This window comes from Clostridium sp. CM042 (genome assembly GCF_055080995.1).
This window is the reverse complement of the sequence record NZ_CM143646.1, coordinates 1396872-1417035: the sequence shown is the minus strand read 5'-3', so window position 1 is coordinate 1417035 and position 20164 is coordinate 1396872. Positions and strand designations below refer to the sequence as shown.

At 32.8% G+C, this 20164-nt stretch carries 18 protein-coding genes, 1 tRNA gene and 1 riboswitch; of the genes, 18 read left to right on the top strand and 1 reads right to left on the bottom strand.

What is annotated here, in order from left to right:
- Window positions 1-10 precede the first annotated feature (10 nt).
- Window positions 11-277, top strand: a complete 267-nt coding sequence (locus ACWJJ7_RS06730; protein WP_462964481.1) for a metal-sensing transcriptional repressor — start codon at window positions 11-13, stop codon at window positions 275-277.
- A gap of 192 nt (window positions 278-469) precedes the next feature.
- Window positions 470-1447: a hypothetical protein gene (locus tag ACWJJ7_RS06725; RefSeq protein WP_462964480.1), complete on the top strand. Its 978-nt coding sequence runs from the start codon at window positions 470-472 to the stop codon at window positions 1445-1447.
- Between the two features lie 190 nt (window positions 1448-1637).
- Here ACWJJ7_RS06725 and hcp (ACWJJ7_RS06720) read toward each other — a convergent pair whose 3' ends face one another.
- Window positions 1638-3356 carry a hydroxylamine reductase gene (gene hcp, locus ACWJJ7_RS06720; RefSeq protein WP_462964479.1) on the bottom strand — a complete coding sequence of 573 codons (1719 nt, stop codon included), beginning with the start codon at window positions 3354-3356 and terminating at the stop codon, window positions 1638-1640.
- 218 nt (window positions 3357-3574) lie between these two features.
- On the opposite strand from hcp (ACWJJ7_RS06720), the gene hcp (ACWJJ7_RS06715) reads away from it, so the two are divergent.
- The 16 genes from hcp (ACWJJ7_RS06715) to grdA all read left to right on the top strand — a co-directional run bounded on the left by hcp (ACWJJ7_RS06715) (window position 3575) and on the right by grdA (window position 20123).
- Window positions 3575-5221, top strand: a complete 1647-nt coding sequence (gene hcp, locus ACWJJ7_RS06715) for a hydroxylamine reductase (RefSeq protein WP_462964478.1) — start codon at window positions 3575-3577, stop codon at window positions 5219-5221.
- A 120-nt stretch (window positions 5222-5341) separates the two neighbouring features.
- On the top strand, window positions 5342-5503 hold the full coding sequence (rd, locus tag ACWJJ7_RS06710; RefSeq protein ID WP_462964477.1) for a rubredoxin: 162 nt from the start codon (window positions 5342-5344) through the stop codon (window positions 5501-5503).
- Between the two features lie 51 nt (window positions 5504-5554).
- Entirely contained in the window at window positions 5555-5743 is a 189-nt protein-coding gene (locus ACWJJ7_RS06705) for a ferredoxin (protein WP_462964476.1), read from the top strand.
- 292 nt (window positions 5744-6035) lie between these two features.
- Window positions 6036-7529: a YjjI family glycine radical enzyme gene (locus tag ACWJJ7_RS06700; RefSeq protein ID WP_462964475.1), complete on the top strand. Its 1494-nt coding sequence runs from the start codon at window positions 6036-6038 to the stop codon at window positions 7527-7529.
- Window positions 7522-8358, top strand: coding sequence for a YjjW family glycine radical enzyme activase (locus tag ACWJJ7_RS06695; RefSeq protein WP_462964474.1), 837 nt, complete (start codon window positions 7522-7524; stop codon window positions 8356-8358). Before ACWJJ7_RS06700 ends, ACWJJ7_RS06695 begins: the two co-directional genes overlap by 8 nt.
- A gap of 298 nt (window positions 8359-8656) precedes the next feature.
- Window positions 8657-9682 (top strand): selenide, water dikinase SelD, encoded by a 1026-nt coding sequence (gene selD / locus ACWJJ7_RS06690; protein WP_462964953.1) that lies wholly within the window; start codon window positions 8657-8659, stop codon window positions 9680-9682.
- 20 nt (window positions 9683-9702) lie between these two features.
- On the top strand, window positions 9703-11094 hold the full coding sequence (selA, locus tag ACWJJ7_RS06685) for an L-seryl-tRNA(Sec) selenium transferase (RefSeq protein ID WP_462964473.1): 1392 nt from the start codon (window positions 9703-9705) through the stop codon (window positions 11092-11094).
- Window positions 11095-11119: 25 nt separating this feature from the next.
- Complete coding sequence (gene selB, locus ACWJJ7_RS06680) at window positions 11120-13027, top strand: selenocysteine-specific translation elongation factor (RefSeq protein WP_462964472.1); 1908 nt, start codon at window positions 11120-11122, stop codon at window positions 13025-13027.
- Between the two features lie 83 nt (window positions 13028-13110).
- Window positions 13111-13207, top strand: a tRNA-Sec gene (locus tag ACWJJ7_RS06675).
- 1087 nt (window positions 13208-14294) lie between these two features.
- Window positions 14295-15074, top strand: coding sequence for an acyl-CoA dehydratase activase (locus ACWJJ7_RS06670; protein WP_462964952.1), 780 nt, complete (start codon window positions 14295-14297; stop codon window positions 15072-15074).
- Window positions 15075-15091: 17 nt separating this feature from the next.
- Entirely contained in the window at window positions 15092-16237 is a 1146-nt protein-coding gene (locus ACWJJ7_RS06665; protein ID WP_462964471.1) for a double-cubane-cluster-containing anaerobic reductase, read from the top strand.
- Between the two features lie 251 nt (window positions 16238-16488).
- Window positions 16489-16558: riboswitch (glycine riboswitch) on the top strand.
- Between the two features lie 78 nt (window positions 16559-16636).
- A complete protein-coding gene (locus ACWJJ7_RS06660) occupies window positions 16637-17011 on the top strand; it encodes a GrdX family protein (RefSeq protein ID WP_462964470.1) in 375 nt (124 codons plus the stop codon).
- Window positions 17012-17042: 31 nt separating this feature from the next.
- Window positions 17043-17963, top strand: a complete 921-nt coding sequence (gene trxB / locus ACWJJ7_RS06655; protein ID WP_462964469.1) for a thioredoxin-disulfide reductase — start codon at window positions 17043-17045, stop codon at window positions 17961-17963.
- A gap of 18 nt (window positions 17964-17981) precedes the next feature.
- The gene (locus tag ACWJJ7_RS06650) at window positions 17982-18314 is read left to right on the top strand and encodes a thioredoxin family protein (protein WP_462964468.1); all 333 of its coding nucleotides are present in this window, start codon (window positions 17982-17984) and stop codon (window positions 18312-18314) included.
- Window positions 18315-18346: 32 nt separating this feature from the next.
- Window positions 18347-19633 (top strand): glycine/sarcosine/betaine reductase component B subunit, encoded by a 1287-nt coding sequence (locus ACWJJ7_RS06645; RefSeq protein ID WP_462964467.1) that lies wholly within the window; start codon window positions 18347-18349, stop codon window positions 19631-19633.
- A 25-nt stretch (window positions 19634-19658) separates the two neighbouring features.
- Window positions 19659-20123 (top strand): glycine/sarcosine/betaine reductase complex selenoprotein A, encoded by a 465-nt coding sequence (grdA, locus tag ACWJJ7_RS06640; protein WP_462964466.1) that lies wholly within the window; start codon window positions 19659-19661, stop codon window positions 20121-20123.
- Window positions 20124-20164 lie beyond the last annotated feature (41 nt).

The following is a 20164-nucleotide window of genomic DNA, read 5'->3' as shown; positions in this document are numbered from 1 at the left end:
GGGATAAAATATGAATGAAGAAAAGAAAAAAGCTATACTGGCTTTAAAAACTTCAAAAGGACAAATAGAAGGCATAATTAAAATGATTGAAGAGGAAAGGTACTGTATGGATATATCTAACCAGATAGTTGCGTCTCAGTCTTTATTGAAAAAAGCTAATTTATTGATTTTAAAACAACATCTCAATCATTGTGTAAAAGATGCCTTTCTAAATAATAGGGGAGATGAAAAAGTAGATGAAATAATAGGTTTACTTTCTAAGCTATTAAAAGACTAAATAAAGGAATGATAAATAGAACTCTAAAAATAGAATGATATATAAGAGGTCTATTAGAAATATTATTTATCCGCGGACTTATTGTAGAAATTAATTTAGAATAATGAGACGAAGTTACATTTAGTGAAGTCTATTATAAAACTTTATTTAATATAATATTTTAACTAATTATATTAAAAAGGTAGGGAATAGATGAAGCTTATAAAATTAAATAAGAATAAAGTTTTTAAAATTATTATTGGATTATTAGCAGCTTTATTACTAATATTTGTTGTTTTTATTTCATATCATAAAAATAGAAATTCTATGAAGATAAAAATGGGAGGACGGTTTTATAAACAGTTTAGTAATAGCGAAGGGAAAGACATAGAAAAATATTTTAGACCATCAAAACTACCTTCTATTAATGATAGGTTTTCTGATTTTAGATTTTTTAACAACTTCTACAATAAAAAGCCCTCTGAAATTACATTACCCAGTAATTTGCTTAAAACTCCAGAAGATACAATAATTAATTATTTCAGCGTTTTAAGGCAAGCGGCGAGGCCAATAGAAGGGAAGGGAGCAGGCTGTGGAACGCTGGGTAATGCACAAATACCTTATCCAGTGGCATATAATTTTTTATCCTCTAAATATCGAGATAAGTTAAATTATAATGAGTACCTTAAATTTTTTGAAAATATACTTCATATAAATCTAATAAAACTAAAAAAAGTTCCTGAATTAAATAATGATTTAAATACAATGAAATACTTTGTTGAGATTGAAACTATTAAAGGTACAGAAGATAATATCTCTAACTTTGCTTATTATTATGGTTTTATTGAAATATCTAAAGAAGGTAATTTGTATAAAATTTCTGATGTTCAACTTTTCGGAGAGGATTTTTTATGTGCACCTTATCATGGTTGGAGTCATAATGCTGAATTTGTAGTGGATATTAAATATGGAAATTGGTGTTCATTAGTAAAGGAAAGATATCCAACAAAACAAGAAGGATATGTAAAGAATATATATTTCAAAGGTACTGATGGTAATGATTATAAGTTTATGTTTTTTCAATTAACTAATGATACTGATATAGAAATAGCACAATATAAAAAAGATGAAAAGGGGAATTGGAATTTAATAAAGATTGATCCGGAAAAATGTTTAGAGAAAAAATCTTAGTAAGGTAGCAACAGAGTTGTCCGTTTCGTTCTTTCGAAATAGTTGACATAAAAATACTCCTCCTTACAATCTTTGAGAATTAAATTATCTCAATTATTGCCAAGAAAGAGTACTTTTTATTCTGTTTACACAAAATTATTTATAGGCCTTTTTTTAATTGCTTATATTAGAACAAAGGTAATTCTAAGTGTTATGCTTCCATAAACATTTTTATATCATCATCTACATTACTTATTCCACCAATACCAAAGCTGTCAACCAATACCTTTACGACGTTTGGTGATAGGAAGGCTGGAAGGGTTGGTCCTAAATGAATATTTTTAACTCCTAAATGTAATAATGCAAGTAATACTATAACTGCCTTTTGCTCGTACCATGCAATATTATAAGAAATAGGAAGTTCATTTATATCATCTAATCCAAATACTTCTTTTAGTTTAAGTGCAATTACTACTAATGAGTATGAATCATTACATTGTCCTGCATCCAATACTCTTGGAATTCCACCAATATCACCTAAATTTAACTTGTTATATTTATATTTTGCGCAACCGGCTGTAAGTATAACTGCATCCTTTGGTAGCTTCTCAGCAAATTCTGTGTAGTAATCTCGGCTTTTAATTCGTCCATCGCAGCCTGCCATTACAAAGAATCTCTTTATTGCTCCAGATTTAACAGCATCCACAATTTTGTCCGCAAGAGCTATCACTTGATTATGAGCAAAGCCTCCTACTATTTCACCTTTTTCAATTTCTTTAGGTGCCGCACATTTTTTAGCCTGTTTAATTATTTGAGAAAAATCTTTTGATTTTCCATTTATTCCATCTGCTATATGCTTAACGCCTTCAAAACCTGTTACTCCTGTAGTGTATATTCTATCTTTATAAGATGCTTTTGGAGTTACAATACAGTTTGTAGTCATAAGTATCGGTCCATTGAAGCTTTCAAATTCCTGGTTCTGTTTCCACCACGCATTTCCATAATTACCTACCAAGTGCTTGTACTTTTTAAATGCAGGGTAATAGTTAGCTGGAAGCATTTCACTATGAGTATATATATCTACTCCCGTGCCTTCAGTTTGTTTTAATAACTCTTCCATATCTTTTAAATCATGACCACTAATTAATATAGCTGGATTATGTTTAACTCCTATATTAACTTTTGTTATTTCAGGATTTCCATAACTAGAGGTGTTCGCCTTATCAAGTAAAGCCATTGCATCAACACCATACTTACCACATTCAAGTACTAGAGCTACAAGTTCATTCACTCCTAAAGTATCATCCAAAGTAGAAGCTAATCCCTTTTGAGTAAATGAATGAAGCCCATCATCGTCATATCCAAGGATATTCGCATGCTTAGCATATGCAGCCATTCCCTTAAGTCCATAAATTAATAATTCTCTTAAAGATCTTATATCCTCATTCTCTGTTGAGAGTACTCCAACTTTTCCTGCTTTTTCATCAAATGCTTTTAAGTCATTAGAAAACCAAATTGCTGCATCGGGTAAGTTTAATTCCTCCTCTTTGCCAAATCCAAACGTATTAAATATCCTTGTAAGCCAACTAGCATTTTCGCCTTTATCACTTAACTTAATTCCAGCTTTAAGAAGCTGACCTTTTACTTCTTCCCTTAATCTTAAACCTTCTCTTATTCTTTTAATAAATACATTTCTATCAAAATTTGCATTAGTTATAGTTGCAAACAAACTTTCCATTATGAAATTATCTACTTCTTTATTAACGATGCCATTCTCTCTAGCCTTAACACCGTATATAGATATTCCTTTAGTTATATAAATTAGCAAGTCCTGAGCCTTTGCGAGACTTTCAGTCTTACCACAAACTCCCTTTACCGTACAACCTTTGCAATTAGCTGCTTCTTGACATTGATAACAAAACATAGCCATATAATAAACCTCCATTTTTCTCTTTTGTAAGCACTGTCTGTGCCTGTTCTATGTGATTATTATACTGATATATAATCATGTTGTCGGTAACATATGTTACTAGTTTAAATAAAAGCAAAATCTAAACATATATAAGTATTCTCGTTATTATTTTGTATAATTACACCTGGAATGTGCAAAATATTATATAGACGTTTTAAAAATTAGGAGGGTTACATATGCAAGGGAAAATGTTTTGTTTTCAATGCGAGCAAACTTTCGGTGGAAAAGGGTGTACCAAAGTAGGAGTCTGTGGAAAAACACCAGAAATTGCAGCACTACAGGATTTGCTAATTTATCAGTTAAAAGGCATAAGCTGTTACGCTACTAAACTTTTAGCCAAAGGCGAAAAAATTGATAAGTCATGGGTTTCATTTATTGAAAATTCATTGTTTATGACATTAACTAATGTAAATTTTGATCCTGAATCTCATATGGATATGCTTAAAAGATCTCAAGTAATAAAAGAAGATGCCAGGAAAAAAGCAACAGGGGAAGAAGTGAATTCTGAGGAAGCTTTATATAATTTAAGTGATACTAAGCAGCAGATACTTGAAGATGCTAAAAAAGCTGGCGTTATGTATAATGAAGACTTAGATGCTGATATCCGCTCAGTTCGCGAAACTATAAAATATGGATTAAAAGGAATTGCAGCTTATGCACACCAAGCTAGATGTATTAAATATAATAGCGATGAAGTAGATGATTTTTATTTTATAGGTTTAGCAGTAATGACTGATGATAGTTTAAATCTACAAGATCTTATCAAGTATTTAGTTAAAACTGGAGATATGAGTGTTAAGGTTATGGAGGTATTAGATAAAGCCAATAATGAGAAATACAATTCTCCAACACCTACAAAGGTTAATGTAAACATTAAAAAGGGTCCATTCATTGTAGTTTCTGGTCATGATTTAAGGGATCTTGAAATGTTACTTGAGCAAACAGAAGGCAAGGGAATAAATATTTATACACATGGTGAAATGTTACCATCCCATGGATATCCAAAGCTCAATAAATACAAACATTTAGTAGGTAATTTTGGAGGAGCATGGCAAGATCAACAAAAAGAATTTGATGGTATACCTGGTTGTATTTTAATGACAACAAATTGCTTAATGAAACCAAGAGATTCTTATAAAGATAGAATATACTCAACAAGTGTTGTTGGTTGGGATGGTCTAAAACATATATCTAATGATGAGAATGGATATAAGGACTTCTCTGAAATGATTAAGAAAGCACTAGAACTCGGTGGATTTGAAAAAGATGAAGAAGTTAAAGAAATTCTAGTAGGATTTGGTCATAAAGCAACTTTAAGTCATGCTGAAACAATAGTGAATGCAGTTAAAGAAGGCAAGATTAGACACTTCTTCTTAATTGGAGGATGTGATGGTGCAAGACCAGGAAGAAACTATTACACTGAATTTGCACAGCAGGTGCCTAAGGAGTGTATTATTCTTACTTTAGCTTGTGGGAAATATCGTTTTAATAAGTTAGAGTTTGGTGAGGTAGCAGGACTTCCAAGATTATTAGATGTAGGTCAATGTAACGATGCATATTCTGCTGTTAAAATAGCCTCAGCACTAGCTGATGCATTTAAATGCAGCATTAATGATCTACCACTGGCAATTGTTTTAAGTTGGTATGAGCAAAAAGCTGTTGCTGACCTATTGGCATTACTTTCACTTGGAGTAAAAGGGATTTACCTTGGACCAACGCTTCCAGCTTTCTTAAGCCCTAACGTATTACAATTTTTAGTTGATACTTTTGATATTAAACCTATAAGCAATCCAGAAGATGATTTAAAGCAAATACTCGGATAAAAAACATTAATTTTATAATTATAATTTAAACAAGGGCCGCTGCTAAATGTAATTTGAATACATATAGGGGAGACTATAAAGTAGTTTATAATATTAAGTAAATTTAAAGGAGATGTTTTTATGGATAAATATGTTTGTTTAGTGTGCGGATACATTTATGATCCAGAAGAAGGAGATTCAGATGGTGGAATAGAAAAAGGTACTAAGTTTGATGATATACCAGAAGATTGGGTTTGTCCATTATGTGGGGTTCCAAAATCAGACTTTGAAAAAGTTGAATAAAGCTTCATATATAGTTAACAAATAAAAAAACATATTAAAGGGGTGTTATTAATGAAGGCTCACGTTGATAAGGATACATGCATTGGATGTGGATTATGCCCAGGGGTATGTCCAGAAATCTTTCAAATGGAAGATGACGGAAAAGCTGCGGCATCGCCAGATGACGTGGCAGAAAATCTCGTAAGTAGTGCAAAGGAAGCAGAAGAACAATGCCCTGTTGATGCAATTTCTGTAGAATAGTAATAGTATAGGAAAAAATACAATAAACTGAAGACTTGTGTTGCCAACAAGAGAATAATATTGAAAGTCAAGGATTTTTAATCACAAAGTGGTTAGATCTTCTTGACTTTATTGCATTCAACCATAATGATAATTATTAAATAACTCCTATAGATTAATGTAAAAAACCTTTGCAAAAGAAAGACATTCAATATAGAATATTATTAACAGCATATAACAAATTAACATACTTATATGTTAAACAACCAATTTTAAAATGTGGTTAAAATAATTTAAATGGAGTGGTGTTATAATGAACAACATTTTAGAAATTATTAAAAATGGGACCCTAACCTATGAGCAAAAGGTATTAACTCTTGCTAGAGCAGCGGAAGACAGTATAGACGTTCTAAATATTAGAAGAGATACTCAGATGCTTCGAGATGAGGGAATAATATGTGATCTTTTTGAAGGCCATGCACCTTATAGACCTAGGTATATAGTACCTAACTATCAGAAATTCATGAAAAATGGAAGTGAATTTTTAGGACTCACGCCACCAAAGGATATTTGGGAGGCTACAAATAGTTTATTAATATTATACAGACATGTACCATCAATTTCTTCATTCCCAGTATATATAGGGAATATTGATTATCTCTTGGAACCGTTTATTTTAAATGAAGAAGAAGCTTTTCATGCTATAAAATTATTTTTAACACATATAGACAGAACCATAACGGATTCTTTTTGCCATGCAAATATAGGGCCAGAAGATACTAAGGCAGGAAGATTAATATTAAGAGCGGAAAGAGAACTGCAAAATGCAATTCCTAACCTAACTTTAAAATATAGTACAAGTACTCCAGATGATTTTGCTATTGATGCAATTAACACTGCATTAATAACTGCAAAACCAAGTTTTGCTAATCATGAAATGTTTTCAAATGAGTTTGATGGGAATTACGGCATAGTTAGTTGCTATAATGGATTAACTATAGGTGGGGGAAGTTACACTTTATCTAGATTAAATTTAGCGAGGCTTGCTAAAAAAGCAAAAAACCAAGATGAATTTATAAATGTTATATTGCCGGATGCAGTAGAGAAAATGGCTGGGTATATGCGTGAAAGGATTAGATTTTTAGTGGAGGAAAGTGGTTTCTTTGAGACTAATTTCTTAGTAAAAGAAGAATTAATAAGTAAAGATAACTTCACAGGCATGTTTGGGATGTTTGGACTTGCTGAATGTGTAAATTGTTTTATTGACTCTTCTAAATTAGAAAATAGGTTTGGTCACGGTGAAATAGCTAATACTTTAGGCTATAGAATTATTGAAAAGTTAGAAGCTGAGGTTAATAAATATAATGATCCTCACTGCAATATATCAAAAGGTAGATATTTGTTACATGCTCAAGTGGGTATTGAGTCTGATATGGGAATAAGTCCAGGATGCAGGATTCCAATTGGAGATGAGCCAGAGCTTCCGCAGCATATAGTAGAGGCGGCTAAATTCCATAAGTTTTTTCCCTCAGGAATAGGCGATATATTTAATTTTGATAGTACAGTTAAAAGTAATCCGGAGTATGTGCTTGATATTATCAAAGGTGCCTTTAAAAAGCAAATGAGATATTTTTCAGCATATTCTACTGATTGTGATGTAATAAGAATTACTGGATATCTTGTTAAAAGATCAGAAATGGAAAAATTACAAAGGGGTCAGCAGGTGTTACAGGATACAGTAGCATTAGGACTTGGGACAGTTCTGAATCAAAAGGTACTGGAAAGAAAGGTAAGAAAAAATGATTAAGGGACTAGTTAACCGAATTATTCCCTTTAGCTCGGTGGATGGACCAGGAAATAGGACTGCCATATTCTTGCAAGGGTGTAATTTTAACTGCTCTTATTGTCACAACCCAGAGACTATAAATATTTGTAATAGTTGCGGGGAATGCGTAGATGCTTGCCATAATAATGCATTGCAATTTAAGGATTCTAATGTAGTATGGGATAAAGCGGCCTGTAGTAAATGTGATGAATGTATAAAATTTTGCAAAAGGAATAGCTCCCCTAGAGCACAAAGCATGACTGTAGAACAAGTCGTACGCGAGATAGAGAAGAATAAAGTTTTTATCTCTGGAATTACAGTCTCAGGTGGTGAGTGTACCCTGCAAAGTGAGTTTTTAACGCATTTATTTAGAGAAGTTAAAAAAATGAATTTAACATGTTTTGTGGATACCAATGGCTCGGTGCCTTTATGGGAACATAAGGAGCTAGTGGATGTAATGGATATGGCAATGGTAGATATAAAATCCTATAATAATGAGGAACATAAGAGACTTACGGGTATGGGAAATACTATTGTTATAGAAAATGTAAAATATTTAGCTAAGTTAAATAAAATTTATGAAATTAGAACGGTTATTGTACCAGAAGTTTTAGATAATCACAAAAATGTAGATAAAATTAGCAAATTTATTGTGTCGTTAAACCCAGATATAAGATATAAACTTATAAAATATAGGCAAATGGGTGTACGATCTGAAACTATAAACAGTTACACTCCTAAGGAGGAAATCATGAAGGAATTAGGAGAGATAGCGACGTATAATGGTTGCAGAAATGTAGTTATAGTATAGTAAATATTAGAAACCTCACAAAATGTGAGGTTTTTAGTTTATATAGTTATATTCAATTATATAAATACAAAAGTAGTATCTATTTCTAATTCGTATAAAATCGTATATTCATAGTGAACTATGACTAGGATTCAACATTGACCTAGTCGTAGTAGCATGGTAATATATTCTTATTAGACGATTATATGGATAAAGATTATTTAGTAACTAAATCAAATTATTTTATTATGTAAAGTATTATATAATACTTTATGAATAAAAATTTTAAATATAGAGCAAAAAAGGAGGGTCCATTTTGATGAAAAAACTTACAGAAATGACAAGATCGGCTGGTTGAGCATCTAAAATAGGGCCGGAGGCTCTTTCTAAAATATTAAGCGAATTACCTAAAATGGTTGATAAAAATCTGATTGTTGGAATTGAAACTTCTGACGACGCAGCTGTTTATAAGATAAATGATGAAATGGCAATGATACAAACTTTGGACTTTTTCACTCCTGTAGTGGATGATCCATATACTTTTGGACAAATTGCAGCAGCTAATTCTTTAAGCGACATATATGCAATGGGAGGAAAACCAACGCTCGCACTTAATATAGTTTGTTTTCCAACCTGTATTTCTATGGATATACTTGGAGAAATACTTAGAGGTGGAGCAGATAAAGTAATTGAAGCGGGAGCAATTGTCATAGGAGGGCATTCAGTTGATGATAATGAGCCCAAGTATGGATTATCAGTCACTGGTTTTGTGCATCCGGATAAAATTCTGAAAAATTATGGATGTAAGGTTTGCGATGTACTGATACTTACAAAACCTTTAGGCACGGGTATAGTAAATACTGCAATAAAAGGAGGCGTGGCATCTGTTAATGCATATAATCAAGCAGTAAAGGTTATGACTACTTTGAATAAATATGCGGGAGAAATAATAGCATCACATGAAATAAACGCCTGTACGGATATAACTGGGTTTGGAATTATGGGACACTGCTTTGAAATGGCTAAGGCCTCAAAAGTTAAATTAAAGCTTTGGAAGGATAAAATACTATATATCAAAGAGGCAAAAGAGTACGCTAAAATGGGTTTAGTACCGGCAGGTTCTTATAAAAATAGGGATTATATAAAAGGGGAATACGAGCTTAGAAATGTTGAACCTTGGATGGAGGATATTATATTTGACCCTCAGACATCTGGAGGACTACTGGTTTCATGTACTAAAAAGGAAGCAGAAAAACTAATTGAAGAACTTTCAAAACTTGAATTAAAATCTGAAATTATTGGTGAAGTTCTTCCATATGGAGATAAATATATTATTGTAGAGTAAAAACAGAATGGAGAATAAAAATGGAAAAAAATTTACTGCTACGAAAATTACCCAAAATTGATGGGCTTTTAAATGAAGCTTTTGTAATTGAGGTTTCGTTAAACACTTCGAGAGTTAAAGTTATTGATGCGCTTAGGGAAACAATTGATCTATTTAGAAAAAACATTTTATCTGGAGATTTAGAAAACTTTGAAACACAAGATATTATTGAACAATTTAAAAGAAATATAGAGGAAAAAAGTTCTGTAAGTTTTAAAAAGATAATCAATTGCACTGGAGTAATTATTCATACAAATTTGGGAAGGTCGAGGCTTTCGAAAAATGCAGTAGAAGGTGTATTAAATACGACCCAGAATTACAGCAATCTTGAATATAACGTAGCTGATGGAAAAAGGGGATCCAGATACAGTCATATTGAAGATATCATTACAAAAATCACAGGGGCCGAAGCTGCATTGGTTGTTAATAATAATGCAGCAGCAGTACTTTTGGCTTTAAATACACTGTGCAGCGATAAGGAAGCAATTGTATCAAGAGGACAGCTTGTAGAAATTGGGGGTTCTTTTAGAATTCCAGATGTAATGAGGTTTAGCGGTGCAAAGCTAGTAGAGGTTGGGACAACTAACAGAACTCACCCTTATGATTATGAGAGTAACATAAATGAAAACACGGGGGTATTATTAAAAGTACATACTTCAAACTTTAAAATTCTTGGGTATACACTTGAGGTTCTTACTGAGGAATTAGTTGAAATAGGACTTAAAAATCATATTCCAGTAGTTGAAGATATTGGTAGTGGAACTCTTGTTGATTTTTCAAAGTACGGTTTTACTTATGAACCAACAGTTCAAGAAAGCGTAAAAAAAGGGGTAGATGTTATTACCTTTAGTGGAGATAAGATGCTTGGAGGACCTCAAGCAGGGATTATAGTAGGTAAAAAGAAATACATAGATATGATGAAAAAAAACCAACTTACTAGAGCACTTAGAGTTGATAAAATGACTCTTGCGGCGCTTGAAGGCACACTTAAATATTACTTTGATGAAAATGAAGCTGTGGAAAACATTCCTACACTTTATATGATATTAAGCTCTAAGGAGCTTCAAAAAAAAAGAGCATTGAAGCTTAAAAGAAAACTTAATTCAAATTCAGAAAATTTTACATTTAAAGTTTGCGAAGACTTTTCTATGGTAGGTGGTGGTTCAATGCCCGAGGCAAAGATAGCAACCTTTGTAATTAAAGTTAAAAGTAGTGATTTTTCCTCAGAGAAAATTGAAAAAAGGCTTAGACTAAATAAAGTTCCAATTATAGTACGCGTAAGTAATGATGAGGTCATACTTGATTTAAGGACCATTGATGATAATGATTTTGAAGTAATATCGGAAGCTTTTAAAAAAATGAAACTAAAGTAAAAATTTATTTATGGTGGTGATAACTATGAAACATATTATAATTGGTACGGCGGGACATATAGACCATGGTAAAACATCACTCGTAAAAGCACTTACAGGTAGAGAAACTGATACCTTAAAGGAAGAAAAAGACAGAGGAATATCGATAAATTTAGGATTTGCCTGTTTTGATCTCCCGTCTGGAAGAAGAGCAGGAATAATAGATGTTCCTGGTCATGAGAAATTTATTAAAAATATGCTGGCGGGTGTAAGTTCTATTGATATAGTTTTAATGGTAATTGCTGCCGATGAGGGTGTTATGCCTCAGACAAGAGAGCATTTTGAAATACTTCAACTACTTGATGTAAAAAAAGGAATTATTGTGCTTACTAAAATTGACATGGTGGAAGAAGAATGGCTTTCAATGGTGAAAGAAGACGTTAGGGAGCAATTTAAAGGTAGTTTCCTAGAGAATGCACCAGTCCACTGCGTATCATCTAAAACTAGGCAAGGAATTGAAGGGCTTGCATGTGAAATAGACATGATGACTGAGGAGGTACGTGAAAAGGATATAACAGGGCATTTTAGGCTTCCCGTTGATAGGATATTTTCGGTAAGTGGCTTTGGAACTATTGTAACTGGAACTGTTATTAGCGGTAGAATTGAAGAAGGACAAACAGTTATGATATACCCTTCAAAATTAATGTCCAAAATAAGAGGAATTCAAGTGCATGATAATCCAGTTAAAGTCGCAGAGGCAGGTCAAAGGTGTGCCTTAAACCTTGCGAATGTTAAAACTAAAGATATTGAAAGAGGAAATGTCATTTCAATAGAAAACGTAATGGAGCCATCTCTTATGGTAGATTGTAAGCTTTATTATTTATTGAGCACTTCAAAACCTCTTGTAAATAGACAAAGGGTAAGATTGTACCATGGAACAAGCGAAATTATTTGCAGAGTAGTAATACTTGACCTTGAGGAAATAAATCCAGGCGAGGGAGCGTATGTACAGCTTAGGCTTGAAAAGCCTCTTACAGCTCAAAGGAATGATAGATTTGTAATTAGAAATTTTTCTCCAATGTATACAATTGGTGGAGGCTCAATAATAGAACCCTCAGCATCAAAGGCTAAGAGGTTTCATGAGGAATACATAGAAGAGCTTAAAATAAAAGAAAGTGGGCACTCTGAGGACATTATTGAAAAAACTGTGGAAAAACTAAGCTCAGAATTTCCAAGGATTTCTGATATATTAAAATCATTAGGTAAAAATGAAGGAGATGTTCAGGGAAATCTTAATGTTTTAGTTTTAAATCAAAAGATAATAAAGCTTAACGGTGGAGATTCTCCAGTTTATATTCATATAAACTATTTAAATAAAAAAGTAGACACACTTCTAAAGCTTACATCGGATTATCATAAAATTAACCCGCTTAAGATTGGAATCTCAAAGGAAGAAATTAAAACAAAACTATTCGGAAAAAATATAAAACAGAAGACCTATGATGATTTGCTATTTGGGCTTGAGCAACAAAAAGTAATTAATCTTAAAAGCAAGTTTATAGGTGAATATGGTTATGAAATAGTACTTACAAAGCAGCAACAATCAGAAAGAGATAGAATAATAAAAGCATTTGAAGATGCACACTGTTTACCACCAAAATATGAGGAATTACTCGAGGATTCAAAGGATAAAAAGATTTTTACTATGGTATTTGAGCTACTACTTGATGAAGAAATACTCTTTAAAATAAATACAGAATGCTGCCTGTTAAGTGACTATTATAAAGAGGTAAAGTATAAGGTTAAAAATTATATTGATGATAATGGAAGCATTACTATTGCACAGTTTAGAGACATGATGAATACTAATAGAAAATATGGACTTATTTTACTAGAACATTTGGATGGCATAAAATTCACTAAACGTAAGGGAGATAGTAGGGTACTTTCATAGCAGGTGGAAATAAAAATTAATTTTACAAAAGATATCATATTGTGATTATTCGTGATAAAATGGTATTAGAGTTAAATTTTCATGGGAGTAGATAGGTGCTGGTGTGCCTGCCAGTCTTCAAAACTGTGTTGACCTGCTAAGACCAGGTTGGGTGTGTTCGATTCACACATACTCCCGCCAATTAAATTTAAAGCCCTGAGGGGCTTTTTTTTTATTATATAGGAAACAGCTTGCGGAAAACAATGTGGATAACTTTTTTATAGTTGAGAGTTGACAGTTAAACTTGATTTTTCTGTTGCCACAGAAAAATCTTTAACTTGCTCAGTCATGTGCCCTCGCAAAGACACCCGAGGGGCGTGAACAAATTGCGAATAATTTGTTTTGATAAAAGTAGAATTATAGTATTGATAATGCTAACTAAAAAAGGTTACGTGGCAACAAATTCGAAATAACCAGCCTAATTTAATCCCCATATTGTTAATACCAACATATTTTTTGCTGGAAAAGTTCTTTTTTAAAAAAATAGAGTATGAAAATAAAAAAGTGGATACTATTTTTGAAACAATACGTATAATTTTGTGTATTCCAATTTTAATTTTGGTTATATATATGATGATTTATAGATAACACTTAAATATTAACGATATATTTCACAAAGTATACCCAAATGACACTATTAGAATATATTTTACTAGGTTTAAAAAAAAGATATTTCAAATACAAATAGGCTTGATGCAATACTTATAAAACTATATATAGTCGCATGATGGATATTAATTCCATTATGCGGCCTATTTTTAGGTAAGTAGGGTACACGTATCACGGTGTCCGCCCATGTATCAAACCTACTTGTCACCTTGACAGCTATTAGCCGCTATTTTTAATCTTTTTTCTTTAAATAACATTCTTGGGGGAGATTTTCCCATGAAAATAGGGATTGAAATAAATCCAGGTTCTTCTAGTAAATAGTTAGAGTCCATAATAGTGAAAAGGTTAAAATTAAAAATTCGGAAATATACAATTTGATTATAAAACTTGCAAATACTAGTAAAAACAAAAAATATGATGTACAATTAATTAGCGAGAAAAATATAAGTAAGATTAAGTAGTAAGTATATAAATTTTGGAATTTGATAATAGGACATAATACAAATATTTAAATATCATAATCAAAAGCTAGCAACTATTGACTGCTTTATATTATTATCCCCTTTCAGAAACTTGCAGTATTTCCATTATGTACAATAAGAAAGTGAAGGTGAAGGATATGCTATACATAGGAATTGACATTGGATCAACTGCTTCTAAGGTGTGTATTCTTGAACATGATAAAATTAAAAATACTTTTATTTACCCAACAGGTTGGAGTAGTGTCAAAACATCTGAGGAAATAAGACAAGCAATAGAAAAACTAGGAATGACCTCTAGTAATAGTAAAATAGTTGCAACCGGTTACGGAAGGGTTTCTGTACCCTATGCAGATAAAACAATAACTGAAATAACCTGCCATGCAGTTGGGGCGTATTATTTATTACAAGAGGATTGTACAGTGATTGATATAGGTGGACAAGATACAAAAGTTATAACTGTTGAAAGTGGTAAGGTTACAAATTTTTCTATGAATGATAAGTGTGCAGCTGGTACTGGTAAATTTTTAGAATTAATGGCTGGAACACTAGGCTTTGATATTGATGAACTTTGCACTGAGGCCACAAAGGGAAGTGGAACAACTATAAGTTCAATGTGTACTGTTTTTGCAGAATCTGAAGTCATTAGTCTCATCGGTAGTGGAAAAAAACGTAAAGACATTGCATTTGGTGTAATAGAATCTATTACAGGTAAAGTAAAATCTCTGTGTCAAAAACATTCCGATTCTCATAACTATTTCTTAACAGGAGGACTTTGCGATAGTCCATTTATTGTGGACCGACTTTCAGAAAAATTGAGTTCACCTGTAGCTACTCAAAAAATGGCAAGGTATGCAGGTGCAATTGGAGCGGCTATAATGGCAAGCAGAATTGAAGGAAATTCTAATGAAGCATTATAACGGAGGGGGATATATTAATGAATAACCTACCAGAAAAATTTGAAGATTTTAGTGAAGCAAGAAGAAATGCTTTTTTAAGCATCAAGAACTTAAAAGATGAAGGCAAGAAGGTTGTGGGGGTGTTTTGTACTTTCACACCAACAGAAATAATAATGGCTGCGGATGCTATTGCAGTTTCATTATGCAGTATGACAGAGGAACCTATAGCTGATGCCGAAAGGGATTTACCAAGAAATCTATGCCCATTAATTAAAGCATCTTATGGCTTTGCAATTACAGATAAATGTCCTTTTTTTTATTTTTCCGATATGATTGTTGGAGAGACTACCTGTGATGGGAAAAAGAAGATGTATGAATATTTAGCAGATATTAAGAAGACTCATATTATGCAGCTTCCTCAAAACTGTAATGATGAGGATTCTTATAAACTATGGAGCAATGAATTAGTAAAGCTTAAGAAGTGTCTAGAAAATTTTTATGGTGTTGAAATTACAGATGAAAAGCTTAAAATAGCTATTAAGCTTAAAAATAGGGAAAGAGTAGCTCTAAGAAAGTTTTATGAGCTAGGACAGCTAGAGCCACCAGCAATTACAGGCTATGAAATGCATAAGGTTCTATCTGGGGCAGGATTTAAATTGGATAAAGAAGTATTGATAAAAGATCTTGAAAGCGTAACAAGTGAGGCGCTAGATAGGTATAATAGTGGGGAAAGAGAAGTTTCGAGTGATGCAAAGAGAATACTTATTACAGGATGTCCTCTAGGACAAGGAACTGAAAAAATAATTAAGGCCATAGAAGAGAATGGTGGAGTAGTGGTATGTTATGAAAACTGTGGTGGAGCTAAAACAACAGAGACTTTGGTTGATGAAAACAAGGAGCCTCTTTATGCTTTAACAGAAAAATATTTAAATATTGGATGCTCTTGTATGACACCAAATGATAACAGAATAGATTTATTAGAAAAGTTATGTAAAGAATATAAAGCTGATGGAGTAGTCGATGTAATACTTCAAGCTTGTCATACCTATAATGTAGAAACTCTTAGATTAAAGAGAATTTTCAATAAGAAAAATATCCCATATATGAGTATCGAAACGGATTATTCTCAAACAGATATAGGTCAAATTAATACAAGAATGGCAGCATTTATAGAGATGTTATAAGTTTTTCAATAAATTTTCTTTTAAAAGTGTATATTATTTCAATTTATAGATAGTATTTCAATTTTAACCCTTTACATTGTTAAAAAGTAGATTATAATAGAGTTGTAGTACTTTTGAATATTGATAGATGATGTTTTCGGGAGATTAAGCTTAAGCTTAGTTATTTAATATAACATCCTTAAATGGATAGCCGAAGGGGCAAGTATTACATGCGCTGTAATATGAATATCTCAGGCAAAAGGACCGAAGATTGATATAACTCTGGAAAGCAATTGCACCGAAGGAGTAAATCTCTCAGGTAAAAAGGACAGAGATAAAGCTTAAATGAGCTTTATCTCTGTCCTTTTTTATTTAAAAGTGGAAAAAACTTGAATTAATGTATTTGGAAGGAGGGACTAATTGATAGAAGAAATATTGATTGTAACTAATAACCCAAGATGCCTTGATGAATTTGGCGAAAAATATGAAGTCGAATTTTTTACTGGAATAATGAATGTACTAAAAACTGTAAGAAACCATGTTCATAAGGGACACATTTTGCTCACGCATCCGCTTTCAAGCAGCATAAAGCCAAATGAAACGCCCTACAAAACTGTAATAATAACAAAATCAAAAAAAGAAGTAATAGATTTACAGTCAGTTAATTTTATTGAAGAATCGATACACACAACTGAAAAATTCATTAAAGATAGGGGAACACCAGCATGGTCAGATGCGGTGCGAAATGATTTCATGTTAATAGATTACGATATTATAAGTCATGGTCTAAATTGAAAACAAATGTAATATACTAGGGGGTTTAAAAATGGAACATATTTATGACACTATAATTATAGGGGGTGGCCCAGCGGGGTTATCGGCAGGACTTTATGCGTCAAGGTCAAGACTTGATTCTCTAATAATTGAACGAGGAAAATTTGGAGGACAGGCCGCAATAACAGATGAACTTGCAAATTATCCTGGCTCAATTGAAGAGTGCACTGGTCCAAAATTGATTAAAAGAATGAGAACTCAAGCTGAGGAATTTGGTACAAAGTTTGCAAAAGATACTGTAGAAAATGTTTTACTTGAAGGTGAAATAAAAACTGTTAAATGCAAAAAAGAAACATATAAGGCTAAAACTATTATAATTGCAACAGGTGCTTATCCCAGATTAGCAGGTTTTAAAAATGAAAATGAGCTACGCGGCAAGGGAATTTCATATTGTGCTACCTGTGATGCTGATTTCTTCACGGAGCTCGATGTAGCCGTAAATGGCGGTGGAGATTCCGCTATAACTGAAGCAATTTATCTCACAAAGTTTGCAGATAGTGTAACAGTAATTCATAGAAGAGATGAATTAAGAGCTTGTAAATCAATTCAAGAAAAAGCTTTTGCTAATCCAAAAATCAAATTTATATACGATTCAGTTATAGATGAGGCGGAAGGCGATGAAATACTTGAAGGCCTTAAGGTTAGAAATGTTAAAACTAATGAAGTTCAAACAGTGAAGGTTGATGGGTGTTTTGTATTTGTCGGGTACAGTCCTATTTCAGAAATTTTTAAAGGTAGAGTCAATATGGATGATAATGATTATGTAATGACGAATGATGACATGGCAACCAACATTCCAGGCGTTTTCGCAGCTGGAGATATTAGGGTCAAGAATTTGAGACAGGTTATAACTGCAGCTGCTGATGGCGCAATAGCGGCAACTTCTGCAGAAGTATATATAGCAAATAAATAAAATTAGGGGGAATTTAAAATGATTAGTTTGACAAAGGAAAATTTTGATGATGAAGTAGTAACTTATTCTGAAAAAGCAGTATTTGTTGATTTCTGGGGTGACAAATGTGAAGTATGTAAGGAACTTATGCCTGGAGTACACGAACTAGAAAGCAAATATAGCGATAAAATCAAATTTGCAAGCCTTAATATCGGTGGTTCTAGAAGACTCGCTATATCTCAAAGAGTACTTGGACTCCCAACGATGATAATTTATAAAAATAACGAGAAAATAAGCACTATTACCCCTGAAAATATCGAAACAATTGATGATGTAGAGGATTTTATTAAAAGCGTTTATGAAACATTGTAATAAATGACTAAACTATTTTGGAGGTGGAAACTTTGCGTTTAGAACTTGGTGAAATTAAAATTAATGATGTTCAATTTGGCACTAGCACAAAGGTTGAAAAGGGAGTTCTTTTTGTAAATAAAGAAGAACTGCTTGCACATATAGGCGGAGATGAAAGAATTGAAAGTATTAGCATTGAAATTGCAAGACCAGGAGATGAGACAAGGATAATTCCAGTTAAAGACGTTATTGAGCCAAGAGTAAAGGTATCAGGTAGCGGTGGAATATTTCCAGGATTTATAAGCAAGGTTGATACAGTTGGAAATGGAAGAACAAATGTTTTGAAAGGTGCAGCTGTTGTAACTACCGGAAATATTGTTGGGTTCCAGGAGGGAATCATTGACATGAGTGGAATTGGTGCTAAGTATACACCATTTTCAAAATTAAACAATGTTGTAATAACATGTGAAACAAAGAAAAGCGTACTTCCACATGATCACGAAGAAGCTGTTAGAATGGTTGGATTTAAGGCTGCAACATATCTTGGTGAATGTGCAAGAGAACTTGAGGCTGATGAAATTAAGACTTTCGAAACACTTCCTCTTTTAGAACAGGTAAAACAGTATCCTGATCTTCCTAAAGTAATATATGTGTATATGCTTCAAAGTCAGGGACTTCTTCATGACACCTATGTATATGGAGTTGATGCAAAGAAAATAATACCTACATTCATATACCCAACGGAAATATTTGATGGTGCTATTGTTTCAGGAAACTGTGTTTCAGCTTGTGATAAGAACCCATCATATGTTCATATGAATCATCCTGTAATTGAGGATTTGTATGAGAGACATGGTATTGACTACAATTTCCTTGGATGTGTATTGACTAACGAAACTGTATACCTTGCAGATAAAGAAAGATCTTCAAGCTATACTGCAAAATTAGTTGAGTATTTAGGTGCAGATGCAGTAATAATTTCTGAAGAGGGGTTTGGTAATCCAGATGCAGATTTAGTTATGAATTGTAACAAGATTTCAGCACTAGGAATTAAAACAGTACTAATAACCGATGAATATGCTGGTCAAGATGGAGCTTCACAATCACTTGCAGATTCAACTCCTAAGGGCGATGCAGTAGTAACTGCTGGAAATGCAAATGAAGTTATTGTACTTCCCACAATGAAGAAAATTATCGGTCATCCAGAAAATGCAAATGTTATTGCTGGAGGACATTTTGGAAGTTTGAGAGAAGACGGCTCAATTGAAGCTGAAATCCAGGTAATTACTGGAGCAACAAGCGAAGTTGGATATAATACTTTAAGTACAAGAGGATACTAATTTTTTTATAGAAAGGATGATATAAATGTTAAAAGATAAAAAAGTAATTGCTATAGGTGATAGAGATGGAATACCAGGCCAAGCAATCGAAGAATGCGTAAAAACTGCAGGAGCAGAAGTAATATTTGCTTCCACAGAATGCTTTGTCTGAACTGCCGCTGGTGCTATGGATCTGGAGATCCAAAAAAGAGTTAAAGAATTAGCAGACAAGAATGGTGCAGAAAACATTGTAGTTATACTTGGTGGAGCAGAAGCAGAAGCTTCAGGACTTTCAGCTGAAACAGTAGCTGCGGGAGACCCTACATTTGCAGGCCCACTTGCAGGAATTGAACTTGGCCTTGCGGTTTATCACATGATTGAGCCAGAAATAAAAGATGAATGTGATGCAACGGTTTATGATGAGCAGTGTGGAATGATGGAAATGGTTCTAGACGTTGACGATATAATTAAGGAAGTAAAGACAATAAGAGATGAGTTTTCAAAATATTAATTTTCAGTTTAAAAGGTAAAGTAAAAATATGAGAAAAGGGG

Excerpts from the sequence above, each read along its gene's own strand:
- ACWJJ7_RS06730 (WP_462964481.1), top strand. The coding sequence starts at position 11 with ATGAATGAAGAAAAGAAAAAAGCTATACTGGCTTTAAAAACTTCAAAA.
- ACWJJ7_RS06725 (WP_462964480.1), top strand. The coding sequence starts at position 470 with ATGAAGCTTATAAAATTAAATAAGAATAAAGTTTTTAAAATTATTATT.
- hcp (WP_462964479.1), bottom strand. The coding sequence starts at position 3,356 with ATGGCTATGTTTTGTTATCAATGTCAAGAAGCAGCTAATTGCAAAGGT.
- hcp (WP_462964478.1), top strand. The coding sequence starts at position 3,575 with ATGCAAGGGAAAATGTTTTGTTTTCAATGCGAGCAAACTTTCGGTGGA.
- rd (WP_462964477.1), top strand. The coding sequence starts at position 5,342 with ATGGATAAATATGTTTGTTTAGTGTGCGGATACATTTATGATCCAGAA.
- ACWJJ7_RS06705 (WP_462964476.1), top strand. The coding sequence starts at position 5,555 with ATGAAGGCTCACGTTGATAAGGATACATGCATTGGATGTGGATTATGC.
- ACWJJ7_RS06700 (WP_462964475.1), top strand. The coding sequence starts at position 6,036 with ATGAACAACATTTTAGAAATTATTAAAAATGGGACCCTAACCTATGAG.
- ACWJJ7_RS06695 (WP_462964474.1), top strand. The coding sequence starts at position 7,522 with ATGATTAAGGGACTAGTTAACCGAATTATTCCCTTTAGCTCGGTGGAT.
- selA (WP_462964473.1), top strand. The coding sequence starts at position 9,703 with ATGGAAAAAAATTTACTGCTACGAAAATTACCCAAAATTGATGGGCTT.
- selB (WP_462964472.1), top strand. The coding sequence starts at position 11,120 with ATGAAACATATTATAATTGGTACGGCGGGACATATAGACCATGGTAAA.
- ACWJJ7_RS06670 (WP_462964952.1), top strand. The coding sequence starts at position 14,295 with ATGCTATACATAGGAATTGACATTGGATCAACTGCTTCTAAGGTGTGT.
- ACWJJ7_RS06665 (WP_462964471.1), top strand. The coding sequence starts at position 15,092 with ATGAATAACCTACCAGAAAAATTTGAAGATTTTAGTGAAGCAAGAAGA.
- trxB (WP_462964469.1), top strand. The coding sequence starts at position 17,043 with ATGGAACATATTTATGACACTATAATTATAGGGGGTGGCCCAGCGGGG.
- ACWJJ7_RS06650 (WP_462964468.1), top strand. The coding sequence starts at position 17,982 with ATGATTAGTTTGACAAAGGAAAATTTTGATGATGAAGTAGTAACTTAT.